Source organism: Pseudomonas sp. NPDC078700 (assembly GCF_044542375.1).
Classification (GTDB): Bacteria; Pseudomonadota; Gammaproteobacteria; order Pseudomonadales; family Pseudomonadaceae; genus Aquipseudomonas.
Window position 1 is genome coordinate 822,736 of sequence record NZ_JBITUI010000002.1, and the last position, 12,986, is coordinate 835,721.

General features: G+C 53.4%; 12 protein-coding genes. 9 read left to right on the forward strand and 3 right to left on the reverse strand.

From position 1 onward, the window contains the following. Nucleotides 1-435 precede the first annotated feature (435 nt). The 5 genes from ACIGCM_RS09600 (at nucleotide 436) to ACIGCM_RS09620 (ending at nucleotide 6,233) form a co-directional block, all read left to right on the forward strand. Nucleotides 436-2,319 (forward strand): methyl-accepting chemotaxis protein, encoded by a 1,884-nt coding sequence (locus tag ACIGCM_RS09600; RefSeq protein ID WP_397501815.1) that lies wholly within the window; start codon nucleotides 436-438, stop codon nucleotides 2,317-2,319. A gap of 553 nt (nucleotides 2,320-2,872) precedes the next feature. Then, the gene (locus tag ACIGCM_RS09605) at nucleotides 2,873-3,886 is read left to right on the forward strand and encodes a sialic acid TRAP transporter substrate-binding protein SiaP (protein WP_397501816.1); all 1,014 of its coding nucleotides are present in this window, start codon (nucleotides 2,873-2,875) and stop codon (nucleotides 3,884-3,886) included. A 71-nt stretch (nucleotides 3,887-3,957) separates the two neighbouring features. Beyond that, nucleotides 3,958-4,467 (forward strand): TRAP transporter small permease, encoded by a 510-nt coding sequence (locus ACIGCM_RS09610; protein WP_397501817.1) that lies wholly within the window; start codon nucleotides 3,958-3,960, stop codon nucleotides 4,465-4,467. Nucleotides 4,468-4,487: 20 nt separating this feature from the next. Continuing rightward, the gene (locus ACIGCM_RS09615) at nucleotides 4,488-5,786 is read left to right on the forward strand and encodes a TRAP transporter large permease (protein ID WP_397501818.1); all 1,299 of its coding nucleotides are present in this window, start codon (nucleotides 4,488-4,490) and stop codon (nucleotides 5,784-5,786) included. 3 nt (nucleotides 5,787-5,789) lie between these two features. Then, the gene (locus ACIGCM_RS09620) at nucleotides 5,790-6,233 is read left to right on the forward strand and encodes a type II 3-dehydroquinate dehydratase (RefSeq protein WP_397501819.1); all 444 of its coding nucleotides are present in this window, start codon (nucleotides 5,790-5,792) and stop codon (nucleotides 6,231-6,233) included. 2 nt (nucleotides 6,234-6,235) lie between these two features. Here ACIGCM_RS09620 and ACIGCM_RS09625 read toward each other — a convergent pair whose 3' ends face one another. From ACIGCM_RS09625 to ACIGCM_RS09635, 3 genes are all read right to left on the reverse strand, one after another. Then, the gene (locus ACIGCM_RS09625) at nucleotides 6,236-6,922 is read right to left on the reverse strand and encodes a GntR family transcriptional regulator (RefSeq protein WP_397501820.1); all 687 of its coding nucleotides are present in this window, start codon (nucleotides 6,920-6,922) and stop codon (nucleotides 6,236-6,238) included. A 445-nt stretch (nucleotides 6,923-7,367) separates the two neighbouring features. Further along, nucleotides 7,368-8,138, reverse strand: coding sequence for a class II aldolase/adducin family protein (locus ACIGCM_RS09630; protein WP_397501821.1), 771 nt, complete (start codon nucleotides 8,136-8,138; stop codon nucleotides 7,368-7,370). Nucleotides 8,139-8,313: 175 nt separating this feature from the next. Then, nucleotides 8,314-9,273 carry a GlxA family transcriptional regulator gene (locus ACIGCM_RS09635; RefSeq protein ID WP_397501822.1) on the reverse strand — a complete coding sequence of 320 codons (960 nt, stop codon included), beginning with the start codon at nucleotides 9,271-9,273 and terminating at the stop codon, nucleotides 8,314-8,316. A gap of 248 nt (nucleotides 9,274-9,521) precedes the next feature. On the opposite strand from ACIGCM_RS09635, the gene ACIGCM_RS09640 reads away from it, so the two are divergent. The 4 genes from ACIGCM_RS09640 (at nucleotide 9,522) to ACIGCM_RS09655 (ending at nucleotide 12,938) form a co-directional block, all read left to right on the forward strand. After that, nucleotides 9,522-10,445, forward strand: a complete 924-nt coding sequence (locus ACIGCM_RS09640; RefSeq protein WP_397501986.1) for a glycine betaine ABC transporter substrate-binding protein — start codon at nucleotides 9,522-9,524, stop codon at nucleotides 10,443-10,445. 34 nt (nucleotides 10,446-10,479) lie between these two features. Further along, a complete protein-coding gene (locus tag ACIGCM_RS09645; RefSeq protein WP_397501823.1) occupies nucleotides 10,480-11,358 on the forward strand; it encodes a 3-keto-5-aminohexanoate cleavage protein in 879 nt (292 codons plus the stop codon). A 118-nt stretch (nucleotides 11,359-11,476) separates the two neighbouring features. Next, nucleotides 11,477-12,436, forward strand: a complete 960-nt coding sequence (locus ACIGCM_RS09650) for an L-carnitine dehydrogenase (RefSeq protein ID WP_397501987.1) — start codon at nucleotides 11,477-11,479, stop codon at nucleotides 12,434-12,436. Nucleotides 12,437-12,446: 10 nt separating this feature from the next. Next, a complete protein-coding gene (locus tag ACIGCM_RS09655; protein WP_397501824.1) occupies nucleotides 12,447-12,938 on the forward strand; it encodes a thioesterase family protein in 492 nt (163 codons plus the stop codon). The last annotated feature ends 48 nt before the right edge of the window (nucleotides 12,939-12,986 follow it).

Consider the following 12,986-nt stretch of genomic DNA (forward strand, 5'->3'; position numbering starts at 1 on the left):
GCCAACTATACTTTAGTGGTGCGAATTGCCTAAACGTTCCTGGAGGGGTAGCGACGGTAAGTAATATCAAATCTGATCGAGCATCACCGTTGCTTTGGTAAAACTTTCAATATTGTCGATCAGCAAGTTCGATGCAGTGGCTGGATTCCCGGCCATGGGGCTTGTAGGAGACCGCGAACGTTTAAGTTATTCGTGTTTTTTATCGAGATCGCGGATAACCGAAGTTTTCCTCCATCTGCACGCTCCAATCACCCTGCGCGGACGACCTTAAGGCGCAAACGGCTGACAATTCCGGATTCTGACCGAGTTGCAGTCGCAGCTGGCCTGGTAAGTCGCTGTCGAGAATTTATTGTTATTTGGGGCGCTTAAGAATGACGTCGCACGGCCGATGTAGTTGTACGTTGTCATACTAATTACAATAAAGCGGAGACTTTTATGCCCCTTCAACTTTCATGGAGGCAGAAATTTCGTTGCCTGATCGCCATCTGTTTGTTCGGCCTGGCCGTGATGGCGGCTTCTGCGCTGTGGGTCAACGAGCGCCTTTCTGGGGCATTCCATGCTCAGCAAATGGCTACTGATTTTCAGGCAAAATCGACGCAGCTGCTCAATGACTGGCTGCGCATGCGCAACTTACGTAGTCAGCTTGCCCCGGATTCCGTCGAGCGCTTTGGAGAGCAGCTGAACGGTCTGGAGGTCAGTGCTGAGGCGTTTGTTACAGCCTCTCACCAGTTAGATGACGAAGCCACCGTCAAGCAAGCGGAACAGATAGCTGCACTGCTCGACAGTGACTTGGCTATGCAGCGCCAGTGGCTGCAACTCAATCAAAGTCTTGGTCTGCGCGCCACGGAAAATGTGCGTCAAGTACTGGCCAGCGCTGCTGCCGAATTGGAGCAAATTAACATCGGCCTGATCAAAACATTCATAGCGACTGCTCTTGCTCAGCAGCGCGATTACTTATCGTCATTTGATCCCGCCTACGCCATAAAGGCGCGTGAAGCAATTGCCGCCATGCAAAAACAAATCACAGAACTCGACTGGCAAGACAGCAAGATTGGCCAGAGCGCGGGTGAATATGAGCAAGCCTTTGGCCAGGCGGATGCCTTGATCGGTCAGATCCGTGAAGTGCAGGAGCAGATGAAGGCCCAGGCCCTGAGCATTGAAACGACTGTGGATGAGCTCGATTCTGCGCTCACTGATGGCATTGTCGCGAGCACTGGCCGGGAGGTGGAACAGGCTCGCCAATCAGCGGTGGTCATCTTGGGGTTGACGTTCGTTGGTGGTTCGATCTTTCTGTTAATTAGTCTTGGACGTGCTTCTCGCGCTTTGTTCGGCCAATTGAACCGCGTCACCGAGTTGCTCGCTCGTGTGGCTGCTGGCGACTTGACTGGCCAACTGGTTATTGGTGATAACCGCAAAGATGAGTTCAACCAGCTGGGTATTGCGACTAACCACATGATCCAGCGTGTCGGAGGTCTGATTCGACAGGTGGCCGATGGCAACCGTGAGCTGGAGCGTTTATACGCCTACCTCAAGGACTCCATGAACCGTCTAGAGGTTAACAGTGAGCAGGTTGAGCAGCAGACTGAGCAAGCCGCCTCGGCTTCACAGCAAATTTCCGCCACAGTCAACGAGATCGCACGGCGAACCAATGATGTCGGCAGTGCATCACAGGCGGCCTGTAACTCCGCCCAAGTCGGTAGCCAGATCATAAGCAATAGCGTCGACAACATACGCTGCTTATCGGGCCTGATCCGATCCACCCATGAGCAGGTTGCCTCCCTGACCCATAGCGGCCAGCAGGTCAATAGCATCATCGGTGTGATCAACGGTCTGGCGGATCAAACCAATCTGCTTGCCCTAAACGCTGCGATTGAAGCCGCCCGGGCAGGCGAGGCGGGGCGAGGCTTCTCAGTGGTTGCCGATGAGGTACGCTCACTTGCGCAGCGCACGGTCGCCGCCACAACTGACATCGGCGCGATCGTCGGCGAGCTACAACGGCAGACGCAAAAAATGGACGAGCTGATCGGCAGTGGTTTGTCACTTGCCAAGCAGAGCGAAAACGATGCAGGCGAAGTCGCTACTGCGATTAACCAGATTACCCATTCGGTTGAAACCCTGACCGCAGAGATGAGCCAAGTTGTGGTGGCTGTGGAACAGATTTCAGCTACCACCGGCGACATCGCTTTGAAGATGGAAGACATCAATACACATACCGGCGAGACCCGGACCTTGCGCCAAACATTGGATACCCATACTCAAGGGCTTCAAGCCCAAGTTGAAGCGCTCAGCGAACGTACCGGGAAATTCCGCATCGCCTGACGGAGCACTTTTTGCCCTTACACATGACCGACGTCTATTCGGCGTCGGTTGTTGGCACGGCCAACGAGCAGTCCCTTCGGGGAGAATCTGACGTGCACAGATGCCAAGCAAAAATAACTGCCTGATGGTGTGGGCTTGTCAGCTCATACAGGTAATCCAAGGGGAGCGTGAATATCTAGCCTCACTCGTTGCATGGACGCTCCTCAACTGTCTTTCGCCCGCATCCTGCGCGCTGATGGATTGGCCACCTCGGACCGTTATGCAAGCAGGGTTTGACGCAGGTCAGATCACAGCGCTTGGCTAAAGGAGCCCAGCAACTGCGTTTGGACAATGCAAAGAAGCCAGATAATTTTTGGATTTAGACGCTTTGCGTAAGCCAATCAACCCACAACAGCATCATCTCGTTGCTAAGCGTGCCTGCTCGAGCTTTTGCGTCTATGAGGGGGCTGCTCGCTTAAATGGGGGCATTTGCGCACCCAGTTAAAACCGTATATTCTCGAAATCGTAGGGTATTAATTGCTTCATCCGATATAAAAATAATAGGAGCCATACCATGTCTGAATTCTTTTCCTTCCAGAGGAAATGCCTCTCCAAAAGCAAAACACTAGCCTTGGTCACCGCGAGCATCGCCTTGATTACCTGGGGCACGGCTCATGCTCAAGAAGCCAAGAAAGTCTTAAAGTTTTCTGCTGTTTTCTCGGAACAAGATATCCGCGCTGACATGATGCGCAAATTCGCTAAGTCCGTGGAGGATGACTTCACGCTTAAGCTGTACTACGGCGGCAATCTCTTTAAGCAAACCACAGAGATCATGGCTATCCAGCGTGGCAATCTTGAGATGGGCAATGTCGCGCCTCAAGATATCGCCACCCAAATCCCTGAGTTTTCCATCCTGAGCTCGGCTTATTTATTCCGCGACGCTGCCCACATGCGCACCTTCTTCGACAGCGAAGACGGCAAGCAAATGAAGAAGTTAGCTGAGGATAAATTAGGCATTCATATTCTTGGGCCTACCTACTTCGGCACGCGCCAAGTGGGGCTGCGAACTAAAGACAAGATCGAAACGCCAGCAGACATGAAGAATATCAAGCTGCGGATGGCGGGTGGCGACGCCTGGCAGTTCTTGGGTAAATCATTGGGCGCGAACCCGACGCCAATGGCTTATGCCGAGGTGTATACCGGTCTGCAAACCGGTGCGATTGATGGCCAAGATAATCCGCTGCCCAATGTGAAGAACATGAAGTTCTATGAGGTGATGGATCAGATCGTTCTGACATCGCACCTGGTCGGCTACGATTTGCTGGTCGTCAGCAAGCGCGTGTGGGACGACATGTCGCCTGAGCAGCAGGAGAAGTTCCAGCAGGCCGCCACTGACGCGATCGATTGGAGTCAAGCGCAGCACTTGGCCGAGGAAGATAAGTTAGTGGCGTTCTTCAAAGAGCAAGGCATTAAGGTCTACAAACCTGATGTCGATGCATTCCGCGCCTATGCACAAAAGCTGTATCAAGACTCAGACTTCTCTAAAGACTGGCCTAAAGGCATGGTTGAGAAAATAGGAGCAATGTAACTGCTTCTAACAGTCTGATTTGTGCGTTTAAGACGCAGCCTGCAATTGGCTGCGCCTTAACAGGAGTTTGCATGATTAACATAAAAAAAGCCGGCGGTTGGTTGCATCGGCGTGCGGAAAATATTGCCGCGTTAATGCTGGCTATCATGTTCTTCGCCTTTATTGTTCAGGTGGTATTTCGCTACGTGTTCAACTTCCCGATCGGAAGCGCTTCAGAAATAACCATCATCATGTGGTTATGGGTTGTGCTCTGGGGTGCCGCCTTTGTCCTGCGTGAAGAAGAAGAGATCCGGTTTGACATTGTCTATGGCATGGCCGGTAAGCGTACCCGTCTTGTAATGACGGCTATCTCCGCACTGGCCTTGATCGTGATATATGGCATGTCGCTGCCGGCGGCGTGGGACTACGTCATGTTCATGAAAGTCCAAAAAAGCTCTTACTTGGGCATTCGCTACGACGGCCTCTATTTCATCTACATCATCTTTTCGGTTGCCGTTATCGCGCGTTACGTTTGGATTTTCTATGCGGCGATTCGTGGGCGCAGCGTACGCGGACTCAGTGCGCCAAACGAAATTGAATAATAATAAGTAGGAGTGTCGTAATGGGCGTTGAGCCTTTCACGCTGTGTATATTATCCATTGTATTTCTGAGCTTGCTTGGGCTGCCGATCGGGCATGCCATGATTGCCTCGTCGATCCTGTATCTAATGGTTTCCGGGCTGGACATGGGGACCGCCGCAGAACAGTTACTCAACGGCATGTTTTCAAGTTACATCTTGCTTGCCGTTCCGTTGTTTATCTTGGCTGCTGAGCTGATGAACTCGGGGAACATGACCCTTCGGTTGCTGAGCTTTTGCAACGCTATTGTTGGCCGCTTTCCAGGTGGTCTGGCCTTGGTGAACGTCGTACAAAGTATCGTGTTTGCAGGCATGTCCGGTTCAGCCCTCGCTGATGCCGCGGGCACCGGCAAGATGATGCAGCGGATGATGACCGAGAATAATAAATACCCGGCCTCCTTCGCAGCCGCATTAAGTGCCGCATCGGCGGTGATTGGTCCCATCATTCCGCCTTCGATTCCCATGGTTGTCTACTCATTGGTCTCGGATACGTCGATTGGCTATCTGTTTTTAGGTGGGGTTATTCCGGGCTTAGTAATGGGCCTGTTTCTGGCGATCTACATTGTGCTCTCTGCTCGGCGGCGTAATTTTCCCTTAGAGGATCCGGTACCGCTTAAGGAGCTTCCGAGAGTTACTTGGCAGGCATTACCGGCCCTGCTAATGCCCGTTGTGCTGCTCGGTGGGATTTATGGCGGCGCCACTACACCCACGGAAGCTGCTGCAGTCGCTGCGCTTTATGCCCTAGTGATTTCGGTGCTGCTATATCGCAGTGTGAGCTTTCGCGCTTTCTATGATTCGGTGCTGTCCAGTGCACGAACCACAGCTTCTATAGGAATGCTCATTGCTGGGGCGCTGGTCTTCAACTATGTGGTGACCATTGAAGATTTGCCTTCGGCACTTAGCTTGTGGCTGGCCGGGTTTGATCTGCCACCGCTGGGCTTTTTGCTGATGGTTTCAGCTGTGCTGTTAGTGGTGGGCTGTTTGCTCGAAGGCACTACGATTCTGCTGGTTATTATCCCGGTGTTTATCCCAGCGGCGCAAAGTTTGGGTGTTGACTTGGTGCACTTTGGGGTGGTGTGCGTCATTAACATTATGATCGGCTTGATCACCCCGCCGTATGGATTATTACTGTTTGTAATGACCACTATTGCAAAGCGCCCGTTAAAAGAAATCGTGATTGAAGTTTTTCCCTTCTTGGTCGCGCTGCTCATGGCACTGTTGCTGTTTATCCTGGTGCCTGAGACTGTGCTTTGGCTGCCTGAAAAATTCGGATATAAAGGTTAAATTATGTCAAACGTTATTTATGTTCTTAATGGGCCAAATCTTAATCGCCTAGGCAAACGAGAGCCGGAGATTTACGGCTATACAACGCTGGCGGATATCGAAAAGATGTGTAATGAAGTGGCCGGTGATTACACTATTGAGTTTCGTCAAACCAACTCTGAAACTCAACTTATTGACTGGGTGCATGAAGCCACTGATTGTGCTGCTGGCCTGATTATTAATCCGGCGGCTTACACCTTTACATCAATGGCTGTTATGGATTCACTCAAAATGTTCCCGCGGCCCAGTATTGAACTGCATATTTCCAATATCCACAAACGCGAACCGATGTACCACAAGTCGTTCATGTCGGGCGTCGTTACATCGGTTATCGCCGGGTTGGGTGCGCTGGGCTATCCCGTGGCGGTGCAGGCATTGCGCAGCTTGATTGAACAAGAGCGCAAATAGTCTCAGTCGGGGATCTTGCCGGTGGAAAGCACGTGATCCAAGCCGCTTTGTACATGGCTGGTGAGGAGGGTGATGGCTTCTTCCGTTTGACGGGAAAGCACCAACTCTTTCAACTGAGCATGTTCTTTGGCGGCAGCTTCACCGCGAAACGACAGGGCTAGCATGTGGTAGCGGATATAGTGATCGAATGCGTTCGAGTGCGCTGCCATCATGGCCGGAGAGTTACAGGCAGAGATAGTTGCATGGTGAAATTCCCAGTCATGTTGAACCCACTGTTCGACATGGCTAAGGTCGCCTTCCACGAGTCTGGACTCGATGGATTGAAGCATGTAGTGAGAGGAGACCACGCGGGCTTCCCAGTGAAGATCGCCGGTCGCGATGGATTGTCGAAGCGCTTGGATTTCTAGTAGCAGCCTTAACGCGGCGATGTCTTGCAATCCGGATATAGAAACCTTGGCAACTTCAAAGCCCCGTTGACCTTCTGCAACAACAAATCCCTCGGCAGTCAGTCGACTCAAAATCTCGCGTAATGTGGAAATTGCCACGCCGTATTGAGATTTTAGCTGGTCGAGACGCAATTTTTGCCCTGGGCTAAGGTGGCCGCGGATAATATCTGAGCGAACACTTCTAAATGCTAGTTCGCCAGTCGTTTCATTATCAGTATTGGTAAAAATTGATTTGTGTTTCATAGAGTTCAGCTGTCTCACACCCTAGGCTTTGGAGTCCAAACGGATCGCCCTTTAATATTAACATGGGCTTTTTAGTTAAAGGAAGGTAGCCGCGCTAACCTTCGGCTAGGTTGTGTGTTTTTAATCATACTTTAGATTGCAGGCCGGTAAGGATGACCGGTTTTAATGTCCGCTCCAAAAGATCACCTGTCCTGTTGCTTCAGCCCCCTTAAAACGCTTGTTACAATAGTGCCTCACCTGTTATTGAATAATTAACTTTGTTCCAGTTTGAAGTTTTGTCAGGACTTTTTCGGTTGCGTGTTAATACGTTGATTATCCCTGGCGCGGTTAATATATGAGTGCCTGTGTTTTTACACACTTGTAACGTGCCGGACGTACAAAACAACATGACCAAGGGGGGGGAGCCGTTAAGGCTGTCCCCAAGGGCGAGCGCCAGTAAATTAAATTATGAGCAGTAATCTTCGCGCTGGTCTTCGATCAGGCGCAGGGCGGCTGTCCATGCCATTTGAATGATGCGCATGCCTTCGTCATCGTCGGTGAATTGGCTAGCGGTCAATTTGCACACCTCTGCTGACGGATAGCGAAGTTTGCTGCCTCCCGCCAATGCTTGCGTCTGTGCTTGGCAAGCGCGCTCCAGAAAGTGGATTTCGTGAAAGGCTTCGGCGACGTTACGTCCACCGGCCAGCAGGCCGTGGTTACGCAGAATCATGGCGCGGTGGGTGCCGAGGTCATTAATCAGGCGTTGACGTTCATCCAGGCAGAGCGCAACACCTTCATAGTCGTGGTACGCCAGTTTCCCGTAAAACTTCAGGGCGTGTTGCGAGATCGGCAGTAGGCCATGGTCTTGCGCGGAAACTGCGATACCTGCTGCGGTATGGGTATGGATCACGCAGTTCATGTCTTCTCGGGCCATGTGGATCGCCGAATGAATGACAAAGCCCGCTTCGTTCACTTCATGGTTTTTGTAAGCACTATCGACGACTTTGCCTTCATGATCGATCTTTACGAGGTCGCTGGCGCGCATGTGCTGGAAGAGTACGCCATAGCGGTTAATCAGGAAATGATGCTCAGGGCCGGGCACCCGCAAGCTGATGTGCGTGTCGATCAAGTCCGTCATGCGAAAGTGCGCAATCATCCGGTACAACGCCGCCAGTTCACAGCGAACGTGCCACTCTTGATCGGGGATATTTGCAGGGATATTTGCAGGGATATTCATCTTGGACTCCTGAGATTGAGAGGGGCAGTTACGCCTATTCCTAAGGCCTGAGCGCTAATAAAAGCGATTGGCCAAGGAGGGCAGAAGTCGCTGGTAAATGGCCTTTATCTGACGGATTAAAGCCAGCGTGATTGGGGCTCTTTGCGCAAAACCTTGCCGACGAGGACGAAGTTTGTCAATTCGGATCGACGTGCCCCGTGAGCACGGCGCGGTCTTGCCGGGGCGTGCGCTTGAAGTGTTCACGGTAGCAGCGGCCAAAATACGAGGGCGACTCGAAGCCGCAAGCGATGCTGATTTGCAGGATGCTTAATTCACTTTGCTGCAGGAGATGCCGGGCCTTATCGAGGCGTAAGCGCTGGCGAAAAGCGCCGGGGGACTGATCGAGGTAGGTGCGGAATAAACGTTCAAGCTGGCGGCGCGTAATGCCAACGCCGTGAGCCAGTTCTTGCACATCAATAGCCTTGTCGATACTCAGCTCGATGCGTTCTATCACCGCCTGAAGTTTTGGATTTTCGACGGTGTAGCGCTGCATGACTGCATCGCGCTGTGAGTCGCTGCGTGGGCGGATTCTGGCATGAATGAATTGCTCGGAAACCCGCTGGGCAAGTGCCCTGCCGTGACCCTGGGCGATTAACTCAAGCATCAAATCCATGGATGATGTACCCCCCGCGGAGGTGATGCGGCGTCTGTCGATTTCGAACAGTTCGTGGCGTACATCAAGGTCTGGGTAGCTCTCGATCAGTGAGTCGATGGCTTCCCAATGCACGGTCATGCGATAGCCACGCATCAATCCAGCTTGAGCAAGAACGAAGGTGCCGGTGTCGATACCGCCCAAGGTAACGCCAGCCCTGTCCTGACGTTTTAGCCAGGGAGCAAGTTCGGGTTTGATGCTCGCGAGTGGTTCGTACGCGGCGACCACAAACAGCATCTCATCCTTGTGCAGGTCTACCAGTGAAGCATCAACCGCAATCGACATCCCGTTGCTGGCGGGCACGGGCTGGCCGTCTTGGCTAAGTGTGCGCCAGCGGTACAAGTCGCCGCCCATTCTGTTGGCCGAGCGCAATGGCTCCGCTGCCGCGGAGAAATCCATCATGGAAAAACCGGGGATCAGCAGAAAGTTGAACAGTTGGCTCATGCACACACTCCGAAGGCTGCCTGTTGGGCATTGTTACAGAAGCGATGTCGTATTTGTCGGAATTGTTGTCGCAAATTTACGGTTTATAACTCACCAGCCTCCGTACTCTAGCGCCGTCACCTGCAGAGTGGCCTGGCTTTCGCTCAATCTGGAGCGGGCCTGATACCAAGTGCGGGAAGGGCTGGATCGCATCGGCAGACTGATTGCGAATCGCCTGTCCCGACATGCCTTGCTGGAGTATTCGCTTGATTAAAACCACACCCTTTAAATGCTTGGTCGGTTGCCTCGTGTTGCAACTGGCAAGCACCAGTGTTCAAGCCGCAGAGCCAGCTCAGTGTAAAAACGTGCGTTTTGGTTTGATGAGTTGGACTGATGTTATTGCCACAACGGCAGTGGCTCGGACCCTGTTCGAACGATTAGGTTACAGCACCAAAGAGACCATCGCCGCGCAGCAAATGATCTATTCCGGCATGCGTAACAAGCAGGTCGATGTGTTTTTGGGCCACTGGAGCCCATCTTCAAACGCCATTATTGGCCCGTTCGTAGATGAAGGTGCTGTTGAGATATTGCCCGAGCCGAACATGGCTGATGGGCAAATGACCCTTGTTGTCCCAACGTGGCTGGCAGAAAAAGGTTTGAAGACCTTTGCTGATATTTCGCGTTTTGAAGAAGAGTTGGACGGTCGTATCTACGGAATCGATCCGGGCACCAACATCAATAAACGGCTGCAACAGGCTATTAAGGATGACCGTTTCGGGCTGAAGGATTTCAAGCTTATTGAGTCCAGCGAAGCCGGTATGTTGGCTGCGGTTAAGCGGGCCAATCAACGCAAGGATGGCATCGTATTTATTGGCTGGAAGCCCCATCCGATGAACATCAGCATGGACCTCACTTACCTCACCGGCAGCGATGGTCTGATGGGGCCGGAAGAAGGTAAGGCAACGGTGTGGAACGTTGCCCGTGCGGGCTATGCCGAGGAGTGCCCGAACGCTTACCGCTTGCTAGGCAATATCCACTTCACGGCCGAGCAGGAAGCCAAAATGATGGTCAAGCTACTTGGTCACGCCAAGCCAATGGACGTTGCCCAAGACTTCATTGATGAAAACCCTGAACTCATTAAAAGCTGGTTGGCCGGTACTCATTCCTTTAGCGGTGAGAACCCTGCTCCATGAACCACGCGCCAATAGCAACCTTGGGAGACCAGATATGAATCGTGATGTAATCGTAACCTGTGCAGTAACCGGCGCTGGCGACACCGTGGGCAAACACCCGGCAATCCCCGTAACGCCAAGACAGATCGCCGATGCTGCAATTGAAGCGGCGAATGCTGGTGCGACTATCGTGCATTGCCATGTGCGTGATCCTGAGACCGGCAACCCAAGCCGTGATCCCGCCTTGTATCGCGAGCTGATGGAGCACATCCGCAGCAGCAATGTCGATGTGATCGTCAATCTCACCGCTGGCATGGGCGGTGATTTGCAGATCGGCCCAGGCGAGCAGCCTATGACATTCGGCCCAAGCACTGACCTGGTCGGCCCGTTGGAGCGTTTGGTACACGTCGAGGAGTTGCGTCCTGATATTTGTACGCTGGACTGCGGCACGCTGAACTTTGGTGATGGCGACACCATTTACGTGGCCACCCCTCCACAGCTACGTGCTGGTGCAAAGCGCATCACCGAGCTTGGGGTTAAGGTTGAGCTGGAAATTTTCGACACCGGCAATCTGCAGTTTGCTAACCAGATGCTCAAAGAAGGCCTGATCAAAGACCCGATGTATCAGCTTTGCCTTGGCATTCCGTGGGGCGCACCTGCCGATACCGCAACGATGAAAGCCATGGTCGACAACTTACCGAGCGGTCATCAATGGTCAGCATTTGGCATCGGCCGCATGCAGATGCCAATGGCTGCGCAAGCCATGTTGCTGGGCGGTCACGTGCGGGTCGGCCTGGAGGACAATATCTGGTTGGACAAGGGCGTCTACGCCAGTAACGGCCAACTGGTTGAGCGCGTTATTGAACTGATGGCCCGTATGGGCGCATCGCCGCAGACGCCGGCTCAAGCGCGCAAAACCTTGAACATGGTCTGATCTGACCGCCTGAATTAGGGGCCCTCGGAAACGACTGCGTTAGACGTTTCTGAGGCGCTACAAAACCTGATGTTTTAGGACTTCCCGGTTTCCGGGAAGCGCCTGACTGTTCGTGGAGATTGAGATGCACAGCGAAATCAACACAGTAGCACTGGTAGGCGGAGGCGTTATTGGCAGCGGTTGGGCGGCGCGGGCATTGGCCTTCGGGCTGGATGTGATTGCCTGGGACCCCGGCCCCGGTGCCGAACAAATCATGCGCGAACGAATCGCCAGCGCATGGCCGGCACTTGAGCGCTCCGGGTTGGCGGAGGGCGCATCAGTCGAGCGTTTTCGCATGGTTGCAACGGTTGAAGAGTGTGTCGCCCAAGCCGACCTGATTCAAGAGAGCGCACCGGAAAACCTTGAGCTGAAAATTGAGCTGCATGCGCGAATCAGTGCTGCCGCGCGACCTGATGTGCTCATCGCTTCGTCAACCTCAGGTCTGCTGCCAACTGATTTCTACCGCGACGCCGTTAACCCTGAGCGCTGCTTGGTGGCCCACCCGTTTAATCCGGTTTACCTGCTGCCGCTGGTGGAACTGGTGGGGGGCGAGCGCACCTCCAGCGAGGCGTTGCAAACCGCGCAGATTATTTACAGCAATCTGGGCATGCGGCCGCTGCATGTTCGTCAGGAAGTACCGGGCTTTATTGCCGACCGACTCATGGAATCGATGTGGCGCGAAGCGCTGCACATGGTCAACGACGGCGTCGCCACGCCAGCAGAGATAGATGATGCGGTGCGTTATGGCTGTGGTTTGCGCTGGGCGTTTATGGGCTCGTTTATGACCTTCACGCTGGCCGGCGGCAAAGCCGGTATGCGCCACTTTATGCAGCAGTTCGGCCCAGCGTTAAAGCTCCCCTGGACCTACCTGCAAGCACCGGAGCTAAGCGAAACACTGCTTGATCGCGTGGTGACAGGTTCTGAAGAGCAACTGGCAGGCCGTGATATCGCAGCGCTTGAGCGTTATCGCGATGATTGCCTGCAGTCTATTCAGGACACCATCACCGAGGTCAAGGCACGTCATGGCATCCAAGACTGAGGGCTGCGCGATGAACAGGTTACCTCCGGTTTTCTGGACCGGCACGATCGAGAGCCAATGGACCGACTACAACGGCCATCTGCGCGACGCCTTTTACCTGCTGCTATTTAGCTTCGCCGGTGATGAACTGATGGAGCAAGTCGGCTTGGGCGCTGCAGGACGTGAGCAGTTGGGGCATTCGATGTTCACCCTCGAAAGCCATGTTATTTACCTGCGTGAGGTCAAGGTTGAACAGCTTGTTGAGGTGCGCGGGCAGATCATCGCGCATGACGCCAAGCGCTTGCACCTGAATTTTTCGCTGCACTTGCCGGGTGAAGAATCACCCCTGGCAACCGCCGAGCAACTCTGGCTCAACGTCGATATGAGTGGCCCAAAGGCAACGCCCTTTGCGCCAGAGGTCGCGACGGCAGTGAAACTTATGGCCGCGTCGCATCAATCCCTTGAAACCCAAGGCAGCATTGGCCGACGCATTGGCCTGCCTGCACCGAAGCCGTCCGCCTGAGGCCACCAGCCGCAGCTATTGCAACCGCAAATCGATACTACGGAGTCA